This is a genomic window from Bacillus ndiopicus (assembly GCF_000612805.1).
Taxonomy (GTDB): Bacteria; Bacillota; Bacilli; order Bacillales_A; family Planococcaceae; genus Metasolibacillus; species Metasolibacillus ndiopicus.
The window spans coordinates 41,979-60,410 of record NZ_HG964406.1 but is presented as its reverse complement, the minus strand read 5'-3'; the positions used below and the strand labels follow the sequence as shown (position 1 = coordinate 60,410).

The following is an 18,432-nucleotide window of genomic DNA, read 5'->3' as shown; positions in this document are numbered from 1 at the left end:
TAAATAAAGTTGTTGTGGCGCATGGAATATGGTACATTGACTAAAAGTACTATAGTTTTATCTTGATTCAGTAGATGCTTTTTGTACTTAATGCAATGCTGAATCAAGATAAAGCCTTTGGCGAATATTGCGGATTTTGAGAGAATCTCTAATGCGTGCTCAAAAAAACTGGATTTGAGTTAGCCAAGGCGTAATTGATTTAATGATTGGGGCGAAATTTAATGACATCTTGTAAACCTACAGCAAAGGAAGAGCATTTACGTAAGCCAGAGTGGTTAAAAATTAAATTAAATACAAATGAACAATATAAAGGCTTAAAAAAGTTAATGCGCGACAATAATTTACATACAGTTTGTGAAGAAGCGCGTTGTCCAAATATTCATGAGTGTTGGGGAGAGCGCCGCACTGCAACGATGATGATTTTAGGTTCAGTATGTACGCGTGCATGCCGTTTCTGTGCTGTAAAAACAGGCTTACCAACAGAGCTTGATTTAGCAGAGCCAGAGCGCGTAGCAGATTCAGTGAAAATTATGGATTTAAAGCATGTTGTTATTACGATGGTGGCACGCGATGATTTAAAGGATGGTGGCGCGGAAGTATTGGCAGAAACAATTCGTGCAATCCGTCGCAAAAGTCCAGCGACATCTGTAGAAGTATTGCCATCTGATTTAGGTGGTTTAGAAGAAAATTTACAAATAGTGATGGATGCAAAGCCAGATATTTTAAACCATAATATCGAAACAGTACGCCGTTTAACACCAAGAGTTCGTGCGCGTGCAAAATACGATCGCTCTCTAGAATTTTTACGTCGCTCAAAGGAAATGCAACCAGACATTCCGACAAAATCTTCATTAATGATTGGTCTTGGCGAAACATGGGATGAGATTTTAGAGGTAATGGACGACTTACGCGCAAACAATGTTGATATTATGACAATTGGTCAATATTTACAGCCGACTAAAAAGCATTTGACTGTTAAGAAATATTATTCTCCAATTGAATTTGGGAAGCTTCGTAAAATTGCAATGGAAAAAGGCTTTAGCCATTGTGAGGCAGGCCCATTAGTGCGAAGTAGTTATCATGCAGATGAGCAAGTAAATGCAGCAACTAAAGAACGTCAAGAGCAGGCTAAGGCATAGGAAATGTGCAATAGATAGGTGGTATTTCAATGATTGTTGCGGAAGGTTACATGTATGAGGTAATCGAGAATGTGAGAGATGGCTTTAATGAAGATGTATTTTTGGAGCGCTTCTCGGATATTTTGACGAAATATGACTACATCGCAGGTGATTGGGGATATGGTCAGCTTCGTTTAAAAGGATTTTTTGATGATAAAAATCACAAATCTACCTTTGATACAAAAATTAGCACATTTGAAGATTATTTATTCGAGTATTGCAATTTTGGCTGTGCTTACTTTATCGTCCAAAAAATAGGGCGAGTACCACAGCAAGAGATTACGGTTAATGATGAACAAATAGAAGAATTAGCGGAAGAGCTATAAAAAGGTATAGGCAGTTGCGCAAACTTGCGTCCAACTGCCTATACCTTATTTTATTTTACTAATTACAGCGGTGATATCATTGTTATAGCAAAATCCCAAGTCTTTTAGCTGAGCAGCTCTGTCAAATAAGCGCGTAAATCAACCGTTTCTTCCTCGCTACGATTATAGACATGCTCTAAATAGCCTGGCTCCTCGACATCGTCAGGGCCAATTATTGCAAAGCGACCAAATTGAATATCTAATACAAGCACTTTGCCAAAAAATCGGCTGCTTTGTAATATCGCTAAATCATAACGCTGTGTTTTTCCTGCAAAGCTTACGAAGCGTGTTTTTGTATCTTCTACATCATCATATAAGAAAAATCTTTCCATTTGAAATTCTATCTCCTTCCGTATCTCTAGAATATGTTACTATAGATAAGAAAACACTATCAACTTTTTAGTAACTAGGAGGCGTTTTGAATGTATTTCGTAGATCGAAATAAAATTTCATTAAACTTACAACATTTAGATACATTGCTTGCTATTTTCGAAGGGCAAGAAAATTGGCTTGAAAATGATATAACAAAGCTAGCACTTGAGCGTATTGGTCATAATGTGATGGAATCGATGATGGATGTTGGAAATTTAATGATTGATGGCTTTATTATGCGCGACCCGGGTAGCTATGAAGACATTATTGATATATTGGTAGATGAGAAAGTAATAACTCCAGATATGGATGCTCCTTTAAAAGCTGTTGTAGGCTTACGTAAAATGCTTGTACGCGAGTTTATTCAAGTAGATGATGAAGAAGTCGTAAAAGTTCTTTCGGGCTCACAAGAAGCTTTAAAGCAGTTTTCAGGCAAAGTGCAAAATTATTTAACAAATGAGCTTGGCCCAGTATCAGCTTTTTTACCAGAGGATAAATAATGAAACGTTACAAAGCCTATTGTTTTGATTTAGATGGGACAGTTTATCGTGGAAATCAAGGAATTGAAAGTGCAATAGCATTTATTCATAAATTGCAACGAGAAGGTATTGAACCATTTTACGTAACAAATAATTCTTCAAAAACACCTATACAATTGCAACAAAAGTTAGCTACTTTAGGTATAGACGCTCCTACCGACCATATTTACTCGAGCGCATCTGTTACCGCAACATATATTAGTGAAAAATTTCCACAGCAAAAGGTGCAGCTAATTGGCTCTGACGGTATTCAAGAAGCATTAGAATCGCAAGGAATACATATTACAGACGAAGCAGATGCCAAGGTTTTTGTGATGGGCATTGACCGAGAAGTAAATTATTCAAAGCTAGCGAATGCTTGCTTAGCGGTACAAAAGGGTGCACATTTAATTGGCACCAATGAAGATATCAAATTTCCATCAGAGCAAGGTTTTGTACCTGGGAATGGCTCCTTTGTTAAGCTTGTTGCAAGTGTTGCTGGCGTAGAGCCTGTATTTATTGGGAAGCCCTCTCCAATTATTTTAGAAGCTATTGCTTCGGCACATCATTATTGTAAAAATGATATGGTGATGATTGGCGATAATTATCAAACGGATATTTTATGTGGTATCCGTTTTGGTTGCGATACGATTCATGTAAATACAGGAGTTACTTCTACAGAGCAAGTACTATTGCAAAAAGACCAGCCTACTTATTGCTTACGTTCATTGGATGAATGGCAGTAGTATTATGCTAGAAAAGCTATATCAAAATTATTTTGATATAGCTTTTTGCCGTCTGCTGAAATTTGAGGGTAAACAATTTAATTGCAATAGGTATTTATGATGATTTTCAAAATGGAATATATGTTTTCATGAAAATTAATAAATTGCAAGAGTTGTTTTTTTAAAATCGGGTATGTTACAATAAATGCAGTTCAAAATAAACACTATATATAGTGTGTTGTTGTCTTTAGTTACACTACATATAGGAAAGTGAGGAAAACAGCAGTATAAAAGGCTTTTCCTTCTACTTGAGCAAGTTACCATGTATATTTTTTGTTTAGGTATATGTGTATATAGCGATAAAAAATTGAAATTTAGTTTTCAAATAATAAGAATTGTTCGCAATAATTATGCTAATAAATGAAGAATTAAGCGTTTCACTGGGATATGTGGCAAAGCAAGGTGGTACATGCTCTGTAAAAAATAAAATGGAAAGAGGTTGTAATAATGATTTTGTATACAAAAACAGTTTGTCCAAAATGCATGTTTGTTAAATCAGAGTTGAATGAGGCTGGTTTAGAGGGGCGTTATGAAACGGTTAATATAGATTTAAATGCTGAAGCAAAAGAGAAAATCGTTAACGCTGGTTTTTTAACAGTTCCGATTTTAGAAATTGATGGTCAGCTAATCCATGATTTTTCACAAATTAACGAAGAGATTAGCAAGCTAGTTGGATGATTGTCTTTGCAAGTAGGACAGGGAATGTGCGCTTTATTATCAATCAGCTCCAATTACCGAACATTGAGATGACAAAGGGGCTCAAGCTTTCTGAGCCCTATTTATTATTTACTTATACGGATGGACTTGGCACTGTCCCGCAAATGGTGGAGGAGTTTTTACAAGACAATGCACAATATTGCAAAGGAGTTATTGCAAGTGGTAATTCCAACTTTGGACACAATGTGTTTTGTGGCTCCGCTGATAAAATAAGTGCTACTTATCAAATACCAATTGTTCGTAAAATAGAGCTTCGAGGGTTTGCGCACGACTATGAAGCGATTCGGGAATATTATCAAACTGTATTTAAAGGTGGGGAAACGACTTGAAAGAGTATTTAAAGCTCAATAACGATTTATTGAATAGTTATAGCTCTACAGGCATTTTAGATTTAGACAAAGATAAAGAGGCTACACGTAAATATTTCTTAGAAAATGTAAACGTGAAAATGCGTTATTATATAGATTTGGAAGAAAAGATAAAATATTTAGTTGCAGAAGGGTACTATGAAAGAGACTTTTTAGATATGTATCCGATGGAGTTTATTAAAAAGCTATTTAAAATAGCTTATTCCTATAAATTCCGTTTTCCATCTTTTATGAGTGCCAGCAAATTTTATGAAAGTTATGCGATGAAGAGTCGTGATGGTCAGGAAATTTTAGAAAAATACGAGGACCGCATTACGATTATTTCTTTATATTTAGCACAAGGTGATCAAGACCTCGCTGAGCGTGCTGTACGCAGTATTATGGAGGCATATCAGCCAGCAACACCAACAGCATTAAACAGTGGTAAAAAGGCGCGTGGTGAGCTAGTAAGCTGCTTTAAATTAACGGTAGATGATACAATGAATTCTATCGCAGAAAATATCGGTTATTGCCTAGAGCTTTCCCGCTTAGGTGGAGGCGTGGGAACATTATTAACAGATTTACGCCCATTAGGGGATCCAATTAAAGGGATTTTAAACCGTGCTAGCGGTGTGATGCCTGTTGCAAAACTATTAGAAAACTCTTTCTCATATTCCAACCAGCTAGGTCAACGAAATGGCTCTGGCGTTGTTTATTTAAATATTTTCCACGGCGATATTGAAGAATTCATTTCATCGAAAAAGCCAAATGCTGACGAAAAAATTCGTTTAGCTACATTATCTACAGGGGTTATTATTCCTTCGATTTTCTTCGAGCTAATGAAGCGCGATAAAGATATTATTTTATTTAGCCCATACGATATTTATCGTGAATATGGCAAACGCATGTCAGAAATTAGCATGACGGAAATGTATTATGAATTACTTGATAATCCAAACATTCGCAAACTAAAGCGCGTTAATGCACGTAAGCTTTATACGGAAATTAAGAAGACGCAATTCGAATCGGGCTATCCATTCGAAGTGTTTGATGATAACGTTAATGAAAATCATGCGTTAAAAGGCTTAGGCCGCGTGAAAATGTCGAATTTGTGTACAGAAATTTTACAAGTACAATCCACGAGCGAAATTACAGATATGGACCAGCCGAATGAATATGGCTTAGATGTATCATGTAACTTAGGCTCTATTGACATTCACCGTGCAACAAAGAGCGAAAACTTTGAAGAGCTTATTACAACAGGAATGCAGCTATTAACAAATGTATCCTTAATGACAAACATTAAAAACGTACCATCTGTAGCAAAAGCAAATAAATTAATGCACTCTGTTGGTCTTGGTGTCATGAACTTACACGGGCACTTAGTGCAATCGAATATTTTATATGGCTCACCAGAATCAATTGAATTTGTTGATTACTTTATGGAGGCATTAAACTACTATTCACTACAAGCATCAATGCAAATTGCCAAAGATAAAGGCGAAACATTTTATCGTTACGAAGAGAGCGAATATGCGAACGGTCGCTACTTCGATTCATATATAACAAAAGAAGATAAAGAGCCATCCGCAACTGTCAAAGAAGCATTAGGCAATGTACCAATAATTACTGCTACAATGTGGCAGGAATTAAAGGAGCAAGTAGCTGAGCATGGCGTATTTAACGCATATCGTTTAGCTGTTGCACCAACAGGTAGTATTTCATATATTCGTAGCAGTACAGCGTCACTTGCACCATGTACAGAGCGTGTTGAAATTCGTGACTACGCGGATAGCCGTACGATTTACCCGATGCCGTTTTTAAATAACGACAATAGACATTTATATGTAGAAGCGTATGAAGTGGACCCATACAAGTTAATCGACCTATATGTAGCAGCACAAAAACATGTCGATCAAGGGATTTCAATGACATTATATGTAACGGATCGCTGGACGACAGAGCAATTGGCGAAAGTGTATATTTATGCTTGGATGAAGGGCATTAAAACAGTATATTATGTACGCCAACGACTACAAACTTTAGAGGAGTGTGTATCATGCTCAATTTAAAACAATATGAGGCGGTTAACTGGAACAAGCCGACGAGTGATTTAGCGAAAGTTTTTTGGGATCAACAATGGAAGCAAATGTGGCAGCCAGAAGAAATTGCTGTATCAAAAGATATTAAACAATGGAAAGACTTTGAGCATCAAGATACGTATAAAAAAGTATTCGGTGGCTTAACATTGTTAGATACAGTGCAAACGAATATTGGTATGAACGAAATTGCGAAATATAATAATGATTTGCAAGAAAAAGCAGTGCTGACTGTTTTCGGATCTTTCGAAGCAATCCATGCAAAATCATATTCGTACATTTTTACAACATTGTGTAACAATGATGAAATTGATGCCGTTTTTGAATGGGTTAAGAAAAATGAATTTTTACAATATAAAGCAAATCGCATTAGCGAGATTTACTTAGCTATTAAAGAAAATGATGATGAATCATTATGGAAAGCAATGTTTGCTTCTGTAATGCTAGAAAGCTTTTTATTCTACTCGGGGTTCTTCTACCCACTTTATTTAGGTGGTCAAGGGACTTTACGTAATAGCGCAGAAGTCATTTCATTAATTTTACGTGATGAATCAATTCACGGTGTAGCAATTGGCTTCTTTGCACAAAATATTTTCAGGAAGTTCTCACAAGAAAAGCAAGATGAACTAAAAGTATGGGGCTACGAGCTACTGTTAGACTTGTACCAAAACGAAATGAAATATACGGAAGATATTTATGCTGAAACAGGGCTTTCACCAGAGGTAAAGGCTTATGTCCGCTTTAATGCAAATAAAGCGTTAATGAACCTAGGTTTAGACACAATGTTCCCAGAAGAGGAAGTAAACCCAATCGTCATGAACGGTATTCGTAACGAAGGCTCAACATATGATTTCTTCTCTCAAAAAGGCTCAACATACGCTCTTGCAAAAGTACAGCCAATTACAGATGAAACATTTAATTTCGACTTTTTGAAAAAATAATAACTTATAGGAAGGGGCATGTCTTAAAAATCATTTGAGACATGCCCTTTGTGATTACGATAGGAGCAATCTTTACAAGTACCTACTGCGACGAGTAACCGCAGGAGCAAATGTGTACTGAAAGATACACCTCCTTTTCAATGAGCAGAAGTTGACGCTGTTTAGTTAACCTCTTCCTATAGCAGTATTTCAATAATAGTTCTTTGAAAAATGCTATGTAGCATCAGAAAGGTTAAGGAATAGGTTAGTTCGGGAAAAAATAGCACTTTGAATTACCGAGAGTGCGTAACTACAATAAAATATAAACATTAAAAGGGGCGATCAAATGATGAAGATTGTTGTTCTAAATGAATCTAATGCTCAGTTGTATCAAAAAATACGGTTAAGCGCATTAAAAATTAATCCTGAAGCATTTGGTTCAACATATGAGAGAGAAGTAGAGTTTTCGCTAGAATTTATTGCTGAGCGGCTGAGGCCAAGTCCGGATAAATTTGTGCTAGGGGCTATTAATGATAGCGACTCGTTAGTTGGAGTAGTTACTTTTATGCGTGACAGCAATCTTAAAACAAACCATAAAGGGAATGTTTTTGGGATGTATGTAGCACCAGAATATAGAGGACAAGGTATAGGGAAATTACTAATGGCTAATTTAGTGAATATGGCGAAAAAATGCGATGGCTTGGAACAAATTAATTTAACGGTAGTATCTGAAAATAGTTCAGCCAAGACGCTATATAAGTCTTTAGGATTTGAGGTCTATGGCGTGGAACGGAATGCATTGAAATTTAATGGTCAGTATTTTGATGAGGATTTGATGGTTTTGTATATTTAAGTTAGATTAATTAAATGCTTTTCCAAGTGAAGAAGGGGAGTCTAAAGCTAATTTCAAATAGGCATATATGGTTTCTCTTTGTATACAGTTCGTGTATGATTAAACTATATTGAAAGAGGAGTAGAATTTTTTATGAAACAGTTTGCAAACAAATTACAAAATCATGTTCGTGATTTTCATATCGCGTTTAATCATCCAGCACCAGAGCAGCTTGTACCAATGGAGCGTGAACGAGCGATTAATCGTAGCGTTTGGACAGCGGAAGAGGCTATTGAATTTATTGCAGCATCTTGTACAACAAAGGAAGAATTTAAAGAGAGCTTTGAAATCTTTTTAGCTGGTATTCATAAAGCATACGAAAAATCATTAGATGGTGAATTTCCACAAACTACGGAAGAGAAAGTGATTGCACAAGCAGATGCTTTAGCCGATCAATTATATTTTTCATTTGGTTCAGCGGTAGAAATTGGTGTTGATATCGAGCCTGTCTTTGATATTGTGCAAGGGGCAAACATGTCGAAACTTTTCACAGATGAAAACGGCAATAAATATGCAAAATGTCGTGAGGATGGAAAAATTATTAAATCCCCAGATTTTTATAGCCCAGAGCCATTTATTAAAGAAGAAGTATTAAAGCAAATGAAATAGGTTACTAAATGAACAAGGTTGTTTGGAAAGAGTAACTTTCCAAACAACCTTGTTTTATATTACCAAAGAGGATTTTCCTCAATGTAATCGTATATTTTTTTCGTTAACTCACTAGGTGAGTCAGCCTCAACAATCTCCCCATTTACAAGGGCATAAAAGCTTTCAGAGCATTTTGTGCAAAAGCTTAAGCAGCCGTATTCAAGAACATCGATATTTGGATCTTTTTCAAGTGCTTCATATGTTTCCTGTGCACCGTTTGCTAAATTGCTAATACAAAATTCAACCATTGGATTCACTACAAGTCACCTCACAATTGTATGCTACTTTTTTTTAGCTATTACGTCAAACAACATATTTTGTGAAATATTTCACAAAATGCTTCAGAACATATTGTGAAACATATCACAATGAGCTATACTCATAATGAATAGTTAATCTCGTACAAAAGATAATAAACAAAAGGAGCTCATCATATGAAAAAATTAGTGCTATTAGGTGGGGGATACGGAAATATGCGTATATTGCTACGCTTATTACCGAACAATTTACCACAAGATACTGAAATTATTTTAATTGACCGCACATCATTCCACAGCTTAAAAACAGAATTTTATGCTCTTGCTGCTGGTACTTCGACAGACAAAGAGATTCGTGTTGCCTTTCCAGAGCACCCACGCTTAAAAACAATTTTTGGTGAAGTAATCCGCATTGATCGTGAAGATAAAACAATCTACTTAGAGGGCGATCAAGAAGTAAAATATGATGATTTAGTAATTGGTCTAGGCTGTGAAGATAAATATCACGGGGTGCCAGGTGCTGAGGAAAATACATTTAGTATCCAAACAATCGCAAAATCACGAACTACATTTGAAAAGCTTTGCGGTTTACCACCAGGCTCAACAGTAGCTATCGTAGGTGCAGGCTTATCTGGTATTGAGATGGCAAGTGAGCTACGAGAAAGCCGTGCAGATTTAAATATTAAATTATTCGACCGTTCAACACGTATTTTACGCGATTTCCCTGAAAAGCTAAGCAATTATGTAAAATCGTGGTTTATTAAACATGATGTTGAAGTTATTGCAGAATCCAATATTACAAAGGTTGAAGAAAATCGAATTTACAACCATGATCAAGTAATTGAAGTCGACGCTGTTGTATGGACAGCAGGTGTTCAGCCAGTGAAAATTGTACGAGACATGGAAGTGGAGAAGGATAAATTCGGACGTCCTATCGTAACAAAATATTTCACATTACAGAATGATGAGCATGTTTTTGTTGTTGGAGACTGTGCTTCATCTGATTTACCACCAACAGCACAGCTTGCTGAAGAGCAAGGGGAGCGCATTGTAAAAGTATTGCGCCATCGCTGGAACAACGAACCATTACCAGAAACGATGCCAGAAATTAAGCTAAAAGGCTTTATGGGCGCATTAGGTAAGAAGCAAGGATTCGTACACTTAGCAGATACAACAGTAACAGGACGTATAGCACGTTTAATGAAATCGGGCTTGCTTTGGATGTACAAACGTCAAAACAATTAAGGGCTATTAGGAAAGCATGCTCCTGCCATTACTCGTTACGGTATTTTCCTGATAGTTAGAAATAAACAAGTGTCTTCTTTGAAAATTTAAAATAAGAAAAAAAGGGCTATTTAGAAGTAACTATGCTTCCAAATAGCCCTTTTGCTTATTCTGGCTTATAGCCTAATTTTTCAAGCGCTGCGTAAACAGGCTTAATTTGAATATAGCCTTCACCGATAACTTCATCATTAATTAAAACGAGCGGATAGAAAAATTCATCCTCTTGAATACGGTTTGCATAATCGATATCGCGCTCATCACTTAAATTTCCTTCAATATCAACATAGCGAATTGAGAATGGTTGATTTGGATATTTACGATCAATAGCTGCTTGTAGCCATTCATATGTGTCTTTGGATGAAGGGGCATTGACACAGCTCGCACAAATAATGTCTGCGCCGTAAATTTCGATTACTGCTTTAGATGCTGTCATATAAAATCCAACCTTTCGTAATACAATATTGGCTTTTTTCTCTCCTTCACATTATAATAATTTTAATGAAAGGAGTCGAGAAAAATGACAGAATTAGAACAACGCGAACAAGTACAGGAAGTTTTAGATAAATTACGTCCGTTCTTATTACGTGACGGTGGGGATTGCGAATTAGTAGATGTTGAAGAAGGTATTGTAAAATTACGTTTACTAGGTGCATGCGGTAGTTGCCCAAGTTCTACGATTACATTAAAAGCTGGTATTGAGCGAGCATTATTAGAAGAAGTACCAGGCATTATTGAAGTAGAGCAAGTATTCTAATATAAGAAATGAAAAGTGGAGTTGGAAAGCAAATTGTTTTTCAATTCCACTTTTTTTATTTTGATTTCGTGTATAATGGATAAGTATCTTTTTTATCTTGATTCAGTAAATCATTATTGCGACGAGTGACCGCTGGAGCAAATGTCTTTTGTAACGAAAGAGAAGTGTCAGATACAGAAAACTCCCACCTTTACAGGTGGTGAGATGAATGCTATATTTTGTTTTCTGTGGTTCAGTGAGCTTACAAACACGCACTGAAAATAGAGGAACTCAGTCTAAATGCGCCACATCCTTGTGGCAACGACTGAGTGACCAACATCACGTTGGCCCAAACGCCCTGGCGGATGTCACGGATTTTTGAAGAGAGGCCTGCACGATGCAGGTCAGTTAATCGTTGTCATACGACGTGACTGTTTTAGGTTAACTTCCACTCAGCTCGAAAAAAATCTGGACTAGAGTTAGCCAAGGCGTAATTGATCTACAAAGGAGTTTATTTATGAGTCAACAGCAAGAACAATGGACATCAAGGCTAGGATTTATTTTAGCAACTGCAGGCTCTGCCATCGGGCTAGGAGCTATTTGGAAATTTCCTTATATCGCTGGAGTTTCTGGTGGGGGTGCATTCTTCCTCATCTTTTTAATTTTTACACTTTTCGTTGGCTTGCCAATCTTACTTGCAGAGTTTGTTATTGGCCGTGGCTCGCAAAAAGATGCTGTGTCAGCTTATTTAACATTTGCCCCTAATTCTAAGTGGCATTTTGTTGGAATACTTGGCATGATTACATGCTTTATTTTGTTATCGTTTTATAGTGTCGTTGGTGGTTGGATTATTCTTTATATGGTTCAAACAGTGGGTGGAAATTTATCTGGCCTTTCAGAAAGTGCATACGGGCCATTATTTAATGATTTCATTGCTAATCCTACATATGCGATTTTATTCCAATTCATTTTTATGGCAATTACGATTTTCGTTGTAGCAAAAGGGGTTCAGCAAGGGATTGAACGTGCAGGAAAAATTATGATGCCCGCATTATTTATTTCCTTCATTATTTTAATTATCCGTTCTTTAACATTAGACGGTGTTGGAGAAGGGCTACACTTTTTCTTATATCCTGACTTTTCAAATATGAGCTCAAAAACAATTTTATTTGCATTAGGGCAGTCGTTTTTCTCAATTAGTGTTGGGGTATCTGTAATGGTAACTTATAGCTCTTACCTATCGAAGAATGAAGATTTGCCGAAATCTGCATTTATGATTGTGATGATGAATTTATTCATTTCACTTTTAGCGGGACTTGCAATTTTCCCAGCAGTATTCTCATTTGGATTTGAGCCGACCGCGGGACCTGGTTTATTATTCGTCGTGTTACCAGCAGTATTTAATCAAATGCCTTTTGGGACATTTTTCTTATTTGTATTCTTAATTCTCTTCTTATTTGCTACATTAACTTCTGCATTTTCGATGTTAGAAATCATTGTGGCAGCAGTAACGAAGCAAGATCGTACAAAACGAAAAAGTGCGACATGGATTACAGGAATTCTTATATTTATCGTAGGCATTCCTTCTGCGCTATCTTATGGTGTACTAAGCGATTTCACGATTTCTGGTAAAATAATATTTGATGCGGCAGATTACCTCGTATCCAATATTTTAATGCCACTAGGAGCGTTTCTAATTGCCATTTTCGCAGGCTTTAAAATTCCTCGGAAGGTATTATTAGAAGAAATTAGCGATGGGGCAAGCTATGCAAAAAAACTATTTGCAGCATGGTTAATAGCAATTAAATATGTAGCGCCAATAGCCATTATTATTGTCTTTTTAGATGCAATTGGTATATTGAAATTTTAGTTTGAGAATAAAAAAATGGGCTAATCTAATAGCCCATTTTTTTATCTAACATAAAGCTTTGTTTTATTGATTTACACGTTCTTCGCGAATAATTTCCCATTGCTCCTTCGCCATTTCAACAAGCCTTGCTTCCCCACCTACACGTTGGCTTTCAATAACCTTGGAAAAGAAGCGCGTTGCCATTTCAGTATCACCAATTCGACGTGAAAGCTCAGCAATCATATACATAATTCTTACATCAGACATTTGCGTATTTGCATAATCCTCAGTTGAATAGGACTCCATATATTGATCACGGGCTATTTGTAAAAAGCGCTCCTCTTGCTCTTTATTGTTTAATGAACGATATAGCCAAGCCAAACGCAGTGTTAATCCTGCGATTGTGACGAAACGTTCTTTTTTGATTGTCGAGCAGAGCCAGGCAAGTTTATATGCATGAATTGCTTGGAATACCGTACGTTCACCATGAAATGAATGTTTTACCCATTTACGCGAAATCTGCTCATTAATTTGCTCATTGACACCAGGTGCAAAATATTTTGAAAATTCCTCCGTGAATGAAAAGCCGCAATGCTCACAAACAAAAACATTGTAATATAACGCATTAACGTTACCTTCTTCATAAATAGGCTGAAAGTCCGATCCTGTTGATTTTACTTTAATAAATTTTGTTCGAATTTTAAAAGTAGGAAAACTTTTTTTGCAGTGCAAACAATCTATCTTTTTTTCGTAAAAAGCTGATATTTCCATCAAAAATTCCCGCCCTTCATTATATACATAGTATTATTATAACACTTTTATATAAGAAAAAAGTATTGAATAAGTCAAAAGAAAGACAGTTTTGTTGGCATGAGTAAAGCTGTCTTGATATGATAGAAGATAAGAAAGAAGGTGACTGTGATGACTACAAAGCAAGTAATTGAATTAACAGAGGCAGCGGCGTTTCAAGTGAAGGAAATGATGACGCATAACGAAGAAGAGGGCTCTTATTTACGCGTCGCGGTTAAAGGCGGCGGATGTAGCGGTCTTTCATACGGAATGGCTTTCGATACAGAACGACATGAGGACGATTTTATAGATGAGCAATATGGCTTACAAATTATCGTATCAAAAGAGGATGCAGGCATTTTACAAGGGACAAAAATCGATTTTAAACAATCCCTAATGGGTGGCGGCTTCACCATCGACAATCCAAATGCCCTTGCATCATGTGGCTGTGGCACAAGCTTCAAAGCTGCTACACGTGAAGGTACGCCTGAGGTTTGTGATTGATGAATAAAGTAGGGTTGTGAATACCATGCCTTTTTAATTTGTGTGTTGCAAAAACATAACAAAAGGACTTGCATATTATGAGAATCACTCATACATGCAAGTCCTTTCGTTATTAAATCAAAGTGCCTGTTAACTGAATATTAACCTATCATTCATTCACAACTACTAAATCAAATGAATCGGGAGAACGCAAAACAGAAAAATAATAGTCCTCTACTGAATCCCAGCGCAGATGCCAATCTATATCTTCAGTGCCTTCTCTAAGATTATGCCTCTTATGTCGAATATGAGGAGCGACATCCACTAAAATAGTAAGATTAATCAAATCGGATAACCAATGTGAGCTGTATATTCCATCAAGAATGATTATTTCTGATGGTTCCTTCACCACAATGTCAGATGATAAACCGTTCATAGTCGAAAAAGAAAAAGGATGGTATTCTGCTTTTTCGCCTGCAAGTAAAGGAAGCAATGCTTCATCGCGCACCCTTGCCCAGTTAATACATAGACGACACTTTTTTTCAACTGAGTAGATATCCCATTCATGGTCAGGTATTTCAATTGCGAAGAAATCATCGCAGTGAATAATTGTTGCCCCTAAAGATGAAGCTACCTCAGATGCCAAAGTCGATTTACCTGAACCACTTCCGCCATCAAACGACACCACCAAAGGGCGATTACAGTCTGTCAGGCGTTGGTTAATAGTAAGTACAATAGATTGAACAGAATCCTTTAAATTGTATAATGAATGTTTGTTTTTCAAATTAGCTCCTCCAAATGAAGGGTGCATCAATAAGGTCAACAGGAGATATTATAATTCCCATCAAAAAAGAAAGATAAACAAAAGTGTCCATAGGTTTTTGAGCCAAAAATGCAGTCCTTGAATGATTGTAGATAGTCAAATAAACCCTCTTTAATGAGAGCAAAAATTAGCTTTTTCAAATTCTAATCACTACAAGTTCTTCCACATCTCGAATCTTTATCCCCTTTCAATATCTCCATGTTATTCATTTTAACAAGGGAGGGGAAATTTCACAAAAAATAAATTTTGGGGTTTAATTAGCTGATTTTATTTGTATGACTAAATGACTAATAAGGGAGATTGACTGTTATAACATCAATACGATAAGCCTTAAAAATTTAAGTGCTATGCATTCACTATTTTTCATATATGATATATAATTTTTAGAAAGAATAAAATCACAAGGAGATATGTTTATATGAGGAAAAATACTATTTTTGCATAGCGAGGGCTATTGCATATTAAATAAAGAATAGCCTTTGCTCTTCCTAAAAAAATAACAATTAGGAGTGCAAAATGAGCTACAAGAAGGCAAAGCATGTTTTACCATCGGAATTGCTTGCGTTAATACAAGAATATGTTGATGGTGAATTTATTTATATCCCAAGAAAAAAAGAACATAAAAAATGTTGGGGATCTAGCACGTCTACAAGACAAGAACTCAGCTTAAGAAATACTGCTATCTATAAAGACTATTTATCAGGAATGGATATGGTCACAATCGGTGAAAAGTATTTTTTATCAATAAAGAGTATTCAAAGAATTGTTCTAACAGAAAAGAGAAAATAAAAAATAGGTCACTGTGGTTTAATACCACAGTGACTTAATTTTTTTTATAAAATAAGTATGAGGTTTTTACTAACAATGTGGTCAGATATAATTAAAACAGTGCTTAAACTAATTTGAAATTCTTTTAAGAAAGGAAGAAAAAAATGGACTTTGTGAAATTATTAGGTGAATCTTTCCCGACAATAGAAACGGAACAAATTACGCTAAGGAAGTTAAGAATAAGCGATGCTACAGCATTATTCCAATATTATTCGAATGTGAATGTATATCGTCATCTTGATTGGAACGGACCAGAAACAGTAGAGAAAAGCTATGAAGTAATCGATTTTTGGAATAAAGGTTATGAAAAAGGCTGGATTATTCGCTTTGCTATTGCCGATAAAATAACAGATGAGATCATCGGCACTATTTTTTTAAGTGAATTTGCAGGTAAGCGGGCCGAAATTGGTTATGAATTATCCGATGCATACTGGCAGCGGGGTATTATGTCCGAAGCTGTGAATGAAGTATTAGCAATAGGATTTAATCAATTAGGTTTAGTAAGAATTCAAGCATTTGTATCTACTGACAATATTGCCTCTGAGAAATTATTAACAAAATTTAATTTTAAAAAGGAGGGGTATTTAAGGCAATTTGAGTGCCACAGTGTTACAGGGGAATGCAAAGATATGGTGATTTATAGTTTGCTGCATACAGAATTTCAGCAAAAAATATAATTATAGGGGAATGGCTTAGAGAATTAATTGATTACTAAGGTGATATATTTGCAAAAGGTTGTATAGTTTATATAGCACGTTTATTTTGATTCAACTATGCTTTTTTGCAACGAGTAACCGCAGGAGCAATGCTTTTTTGTTACGAAAGTGTAGTGTCAGCAGCAGGACAGAAAACCTCTACAAGTGATGAATGCCTATTTTATTTTCTATAATCCACTGAGTGTACAAACACTCAATGGATTATAGAGAAACTCAGTCTAAGAACACCACATCCTTGTGGCAACGACTGCGTGACCAACATCACGTTGGCCCAAACACCCCAGCGGAAGTCACAGATTGTGAAGAGGGGTTTGCCAAGTAGTGGCTTCGTTACCAGCTCAAAAAATCTAGACTATAGTTAACTGGGGCGTAATTGATAAATAGCAGTTTCTTAACGATCTAATCTCTCTTTTATTTCTTCTAGTAACTTGGATTGTTTCTTTAACTGAGTAGTTGTAGTAATAGCAAACCATACAAAAAAAACAATAGGAATTATAGAAAATAATATACCGAAAATTGAAAAAGCACTAAATAAAATATCTCCTGTATAAAATCCACTTTGCATAATAAATCTACCTCTCATTTCACAATATAATAATTAATCTAGTAAGAATTTTATAAAATAATTTACTGTTAATTTTACTCGACATATTAACGATAGGGCTTGTAAGCTAAAAAAAACTAAATAAGTGTTTTGACCATTGTGTAGTAGCTGCTTCCAGGAGGATAATCTTTGATTTCACCCACAACTTGATAGCCTTTTGATTCATAAAAAGTACGCGCTTGAAATTCGAAAGTAGTTAAAAGCACTTTTGTTGCCCCCATCTCTTGCGCTATTTTTTCGGATTGAGAAAGAAGATTCCCACCTAAGCCTTTGCCTCTGTAATCTTCATGAAACCACAAATCATTAATTTCTAACCAATTCCAATAAACTGCTGCATTTAAACCACCAACCCAATTTCCAGTATCATCTGACACGATGATATTTATCGGCTGTACAGCTTCTTCTTTCCTTACTTCTTTATGATGTCTGGAATGCTCATTATTAAATTCTCTAATTTTCTGGTGTAAAAAGGTTGAGAATTTCTCGTTATTCTTTAGTGAAACTTCTATATTATATCTCATAATTTTCTCCTCGCAATGGATCTAAACAGCATCACTATCCCACAGTTTTATTCAGAAAGTATCCGTTGGATTATGACCAAAGTCGCTTGTAAGTCAGGTTATTATTTGAGTTTTCTAAGAGGAAAATATCAGGATTGCTAAGTCTTTGCCAATCATCAAATCCGAAATTTTCATTACAATGCTTCAAAAGTAAAGATAGTAAATTTCCATGTGTGACGATAACAATATGATTATTTTTACTATGAAATGCTTCCTCTATAACTTCTATAATTCGTGACATTGCCTCATAGCTAGATTCGCCACCTTCAAGCTTTAATTCCATGTCTTGGAATGTTAATTTTAATTTTTCAAACCAATCTGGTAAGTTTTGATTACTTAATACACGCTCACTTAATCTATTGTCATGCTCTATTTCAATATGTGAAAAATTTGCAAATGGTTGTATAGATTCTCTAGCACGTTTATACGGGCTTGTGATAATTCGTTCTATGTTTAAATTAGCAAAAAAATTACATAATTCTCCTGCTTGATTATAGCCTTTTTCTGTTAAAGGCGCGTCCATATGTTGTCCTTCTGCTTCACAATGTCTAATTATATATACTTTTTTCAAAATCATGCCCCTTTTCTAGTTATTAAATTACAGCAGTGCTTCAGCGTATGTAATATATTCTTTAAAAAAATAGGTGCTTGCGGATTATTTACTA

At 35.7% G+C, this 18,432-nt stretch carries 24 protein-coding genes; 16 read left to right on the top strand and 8 right to left on the bottom strand.

The features are described from left to right. The first annotated feature begins 221 nt into the window (after positions 1 to 221). Both lipA and TY13_RS11795 read left to right on the top strand, forming a co-directional pair. A complete protein-coding gene (gene lipA, locus TY13_RS11800) occupies positions 222 to 1,139 on the top strand; it encodes a lipoyl synthase (RefSeq protein ID WP_042476122.1) in 918 nt (305 codons plus the stop codon). A 29-nt stretch (positions 1,140 to 1,168) separates the two neighbouring features. Then, positions 1,169 to 1,504 (top strand): YutD family protein, encoded by a 336-nt coding sequence (locus TY13_RS11795; protein WP_042476119.1) that lies wholly within the window; start codon positions 1,169 to 1,171, stop codon positions 1,502 to 1,504. Between the two features lie 104 nt (positions 1,505 to 1,608). Here the strand turns inward: TY13_RS11795 and TY13_RS11790 are convergent, their stop codons facing one another. After that, entirely contained in the window at positions 1,609 to 1,875 is a 267-nt protein-coding gene (locus tag TY13_RS11790) for a DUF3055 domain-containing protein (protein ID WP_042476117.1), read from the bottom strand. Positions 1,876 to 1,965: 90 nt separating this feature from the next. Between TY13_RS11790 and TY13_RS11785 the strand changes: the two genes are divergently transcribed. The 8 genes from TY13_RS11785 (at position 1,966) to TY13_RS11750 (ending at position 8,802) form a co-directional block, all read left to right on the top strand. Then, positions 1,966 to 2,415: a DUF86 domain-containing protein gene (locus TY13_RS11785; protein WP_042476114.1), complete on the top strand. Its 450-nt coding sequence runs from the start codon at positions 1,966 to 1,968 to the stop codon at positions 2,413 to 2,415. Next, positions 2,415 to 3,179, top strand: coding sequence for a TIGR01457 family HAD-type hydrolase (locus TY13_RS11780; RefSeq protein ID WP_042476111.1), 765 nt, complete (start codon positions 2,415 to 2,417; stop codon positions 3,177 to 3,179). Before TY13_RS11785 ends, TY13_RS11780 begins: the two co-directional genes overlap by 1 nt. Positions 3,180 to 3,665: 486 nt before the next feature. After that, positions 3,666 to 3,896: a glutaredoxin family protein gene (locus tag TY13_RS11775; RefSeq protein WP_042476108.1), complete on the top strand. Its 231-nt coding sequence runs from the start codon at positions 3,666 to 3,668 to the stop codon at positions 3,894 to 3,896. After that, complete coding sequence (gene nrdI, locus TY13_RS11770) at positions 3,893 to 4,264, top strand: class Ib ribonucleoside-diphosphate reductase assembly flavoprotein NrdI (protein ID WP_042476105.1); 372 nt, start codon at positions 3,893 to 3,895, stop codon at positions 4,262 to 4,264. Before TY13_RS11775 ends, nrdI begins: the two co-directional genes overlap by 4 nt. Further along, positions 4,261 to 6,354: a class 1b ribonucleoside-diphosphate reductase subunit alpha gene (gene nrdE, locus TY13_RS11765; RefSeq protein ID WP_042476102.1), complete on the top strand. Its 2,094-nt coding sequence runs from the start codon at positions 4,261 to 4,263 to the stop codon at positions 6,352 to 6,354. The genes nrdI and nrdE overlap by 4 nt, the downstream gene beginning before the upstream one ends. Further along, positions 6,342 to 7,322 carry a class 1b ribonucleoside-diphosphate reductase subunit beta gene (nrdF, locus tag TY13_RS11760; protein WP_042476099.1) on the top strand — a complete coding sequence of 327 codons (981 nt, stop codon included), beginning with the start codon at positions 6,342 to 6,344 and terminating at the stop codon, positions 7,320 to 7,322. Before nrdE ends, nrdF begins: the two co-directional genes overlap by 13 nt. Before the next feature lie 325 nt (positions 7,323 to 7,647). Next, entirely contained in the window at positions 7,648 to 8,154 is a 507-nt protein-coding gene (locus tag TY13_RS11755; RefSeq protein ID WP_230199431.1) for a GNAT family N-acetyltransferase, read from the top strand. Between the two features lie 132 nt (positions 8,155 to 8,286). Next, complete coding sequence (locus TY13_RS11750; RefSeq protein ID WP_042476097.1) at positions 8,287 to 8,802, top strand: pyrophosphohydrolase domain-containing protein; 516 nt, start codon at positions 8,287 to 8,289, stop codon at positions 8,800 to 8,802. A 59-nt stretch (positions 8,803 to 8,861) separates the two neighbouring features. Here the strand turns inward: TY13_RS11750 and TY13_RS11745 are convergent, their stop codons facing one another. Further along, positions 8,862 to 9,098 carry a YuzB family protein gene (locus tag TY13_RS11745; protein WP_042476093.1) on the bottom strand — a complete coding sequence of 79 codons (237 nt, stop codon included), beginning with the start codon at positions 9,096 to 9,098 and terminating at the stop codon, positions 8,862 to 8,864. Between the two features lie 177 nt (positions 9,099 to 9,275). On the opposite strand from TY13_RS11745, the gene TY13_RS11740 reads away from it, so the two are divergent. Further along, entirely contained in the window at positions 9,276 to 10,343 is a 1,068-nt protein-coding gene (locus TY13_RS11740; RefSeq protein WP_042476091.1) for an NAD(P)/FAD-dependent oxidoreductase, read from the top strand. A gap of 145 nt (positions 10,344 to 10,488) precedes the next feature. On the opposite strand, the gene TY13_RS11735 is transcribed toward TY13_RS11740, so the two are convergent. After that, complete coding sequence (locus TY13_RS11735; RefSeq protein WP_042476088.1) at positions 10,489 to 10,815, bottom strand: YuzD family protein; 327 nt, start codon at positions 10,813 to 10,815, stop codon at positions 10,489 to 10,491. 84 nt (positions 10,816 to 10,899) lie between these two features. Here TY13_RS11735 and TY13_RS11730 point away from each other — a divergent pair, with 84 nt between their 5' ends. Together TY13_RS11730 and TY13_RS11725 are read left to right on the top strand one after the other, a co-directional pair. Then, a complete protein-coding gene (locus TY13_RS11730; protein ID WP_042476084.1) occupies positions 10,900 to 11,136 on the top strand; it encodes a NifU family protein in 237 nt (78 codons plus the stop codon). Between the two features lie 496 nt (positions 11,137 to 11,632). Further along, the gene (locus tag TY13_RS11725) at positions 11,633 to 12,985 is read left to right on the top strand and encodes a sodium-dependent transporter (RefSeq protein WP_042476081.1); all 1,353 of its coding nucleotides are present in this window, start codon (positions 11,633 to 11,635) and stop codon (positions 12,983 to 12,985) included. Positions 12,986 to 13,048: 63 nt separating this feature from the next. Here the strand turns inward: TY13_RS11725 and TY13_RS11720 are convergent, their stop codons facing one another. Beyond that, complete coding sequence (locus TY13_RS11720) at positions 13,049 to 13,735, bottom strand: DUF2225 domain-containing protein (protein WP_042476078.1); 687 nt, start codon at positions 13,733 to 13,735, stop codon at positions 13,049 to 13,051. Between the two features lie 150 nt (positions 13,736 to 13,885). On the opposite strand from TY13_RS11720, the gene TY13_RS11715 reads away from it, so the two are divergent. Beyond that, positions 13,886 to 14,257 carry a HesB/IscA family protein gene (locus TY13_RS11715; protein WP_407637727.1) on the top strand — a complete coding sequence of 124 codons (372 nt, stop codon included), beginning with the start codon at positions 13,886 to 13,888 and terminating at the stop codon, positions 14,255 to 14,257. A 148-nt stretch (positions 14,258 to 14,405) separates the two neighbouring features. Here TY13_RS11715 and TY13_RS11710 read toward each other — a convergent pair whose 3' ends face one another. Continuing rightward, positions 14,406 to 15,020, bottom strand: coding sequence for a uridine kinase family protein (locus TY13_RS11710; RefSeq protein WP_042476074.1), 615 nt, complete (start codon positions 15,018 to 15,020; stop codon positions 14,406 to 14,408). A 555-nt stretch (positions 15,021 to 15,575) separates the two neighbouring features. Between TY13_RS11710 and TY13_RS11705 the strand changes: the two genes are divergently transcribed. Both TY13_RS11705 and TY13_RS11700 read left to right on the top strand, forming a co-directional pair. After that, positions 15,576 to 15,848: a CD3324 family protein gene (locus TY13_RS11705; RefSeq protein ID WP_042476072.1), complete on the top strand. Its 273-nt coding sequence runs from the start codon at positions 15,576 to 15,578 to the stop codon at positions 15,846 to 15,848. 143 nt (positions 15,849 to 15,991) lie between these two features. After that, positions 15,992 to 16,564, top strand: a complete 573-nt coding sequence (locus tag TY13_RS11700; protein WP_042476070.1) for a GNAT family N-acetyltransferase — start codon at positions 15,992 to 15,994, stop codon at positions 16,562 to 16,564. A 430-nt stretch (positions 16,565 to 16,994) separates the two neighbouring features. Here TY13_RS11700 and TY13_RS11695 read toward each other — a convergent pair whose 3' ends face one another. From TY13_RS11695 to TY13_RS11685, 3 genes are all read right to left on the bottom strand, one after another. After that, positions 16,995 to 17,168, bottom strand: a complete 174-nt coding sequence (locus tag TY13_RS11695; protein ID WP_195891702.1) for a hypothetical protein — start codon at positions 17,166 to 17,168, stop codon at positions 16,995 to 16,997. Between the two features lie 116 nt (positions 17,169 to 17,284). Further along, positions 17,285 to 17,728 (bottom strand): GNAT family N-acetyltransferase, encoded by a 444-nt coding sequence (locus TY13_RS11690; RefSeq protein WP_042476064.1) that lies wholly within the window; start codon positions 17,726 to 17,728, stop codon positions 17,285 to 17,287. 70 nt (positions 17,729 to 17,798) lie between these two features. After that, positions 17,799 to 18,344, bottom strand: coding sequence for a histidine phosphatase family protein (locus tag TY13_RS11685; RefSeq protein WP_326584011.1), 546 nt, complete (start codon positions 18,342 to 18,344; stop codon positions 17,799 to 17,801). Between the last annotated feature and the right edge of the window lie 88 nt (positions 18,345 to 18,432).

Coding starts and splice junctions, on each gene's coding strand:
- lipA (WP_042476122.1), top strand. CDS start 222: ATGACATCTTGTAAACCTACAGCAAAGGAAGAGCATTTACGTAAGCCA.
- TY13_RS11795 (WP_042476119.1), top strand. CDS start 1,169: ATGATTGTTGCGGAAGGTTACATGTATGAGGTAATCGAGAATGTGAGA.
- TY13_RS11790 (WP_042476117.1), bottom strand. CDS start 1,875: ATGGAAAGATTTTTCTTATATGATGATGTAGAAGATACAAAAACACGC.
- TY13_RS11785 (WP_042476114.1), top strand. CDS start 1,966: ATGTATTTCGTAGATCGAAATAAAATTTCATTAAACTTACAACATTTA.
- TY13_RS11780 (WP_042476111.1), top strand. CDS start 2,415: ATGAAACGTTACAAAGCCTATTGTTTTGATTTAGATGGGACAGTTTAT.
- TY13_RS11775 (WP_042476108.1), top strand. CDS start 3,666: ATGATTTTGTATACAAAAACAGTTTGTCCAAAATGCATGTTTGTTAAA.
- nrdI (WP_042476105.1), top strand. CDS start 3,893: ATGATTGTCTTTGCAAGTAGGACAGGGAATGTGCGCTTTATTATCAAT.
- nrdF (WP_042476099.1), top strand. CDS start 6,342: ATGCTCAATTTAAAACAATATGAGGCGGTTAACTGGAACAAGCCGACG.
- TY13_RS11755 (WP_230199431.1), top strand. CDS start 7,648: ATGATGAAGATTGTTGTTCTAAATGAATCTAATGCTCAGTTGTATCAA.
- TY13_RS11750 (WP_042476097.1), top strand. CDS start 8,287: ATGAAACAGTTTGCAAACAAATTACAAAATCATGTTCGTGATTTTCAT.
- TY13_RS11740 (WP_042476091.1), top strand. CDS start 9,276: ATGAAAAAATTAGTGCTATTAGGTGGGGGATACGGAAATATGCGTATA.
- TY13_RS11735 (WP_042476088.1), bottom strand. CDS start 10,815: ATGACAGCATCTAAAGCAGTAATCGAAATTTACGGCGCAGACATTATT.
- TY13_RS11730 (WP_042476084.1), top strand. CDS start 10,900: ATGACAGAATTAGAACAACGCGAACAAGTACAGGAAGTTTTAGATAAA.
- TY13_RS11725 (WP_042476081.1), top strand. CDS start 11,633: ATGAGTCAACAGCAAGAACAATGGACATCAAGGCTAGGATTTATTTTA.
- TY13_RS11720 (WP_042476078.1), bottom strand. CDS start 13,735: ATGGAAATATCAGCTTTTTACGAAAAAAAGATAGATTGTTTGCACTGC.
- TY13_RS11715 (WP_407637727.1), top strand. CDS start 13,886: ATGACTACAAAGCAAGTAATTGAATTAACAGAGGCAGCGGCGTTTCAA.
- TY13_RS11705 (WP_042476072.1), top strand. CDS start 15,576: ATGAGCTACAAGAAGGCAAAGCATGTTTTACCATCGGAATTGCTTGCG.
- TY13_RS11700 (WP_042476070.1), top strand. CDS start 15,992: ATGGACTTTGTGAAATTATTAGGTGAATCTTTCCCGACAATAGAAACG.
- TY13_RS11695 (WP_195891702.1), bottom strand. CDS start 17,168: ATGCAAAGTGGATTTTATACAGGAGATATTTTATTTAGTGCTTTTTCA.
- TY13_RS11690 (WP_042476064.1), bottom strand. CDS start 17,728: ATGAGATATAATATAGAAGTTTCACTAAAGAATAACGAGAAATTCTCA.
- TY13_RS11685 (WP_326584011.1), bottom strand. CDS start 18,344: ATGATTTTGAAAAAAGTATATATAATTAGACATTGTGAAGCAGAAGGA.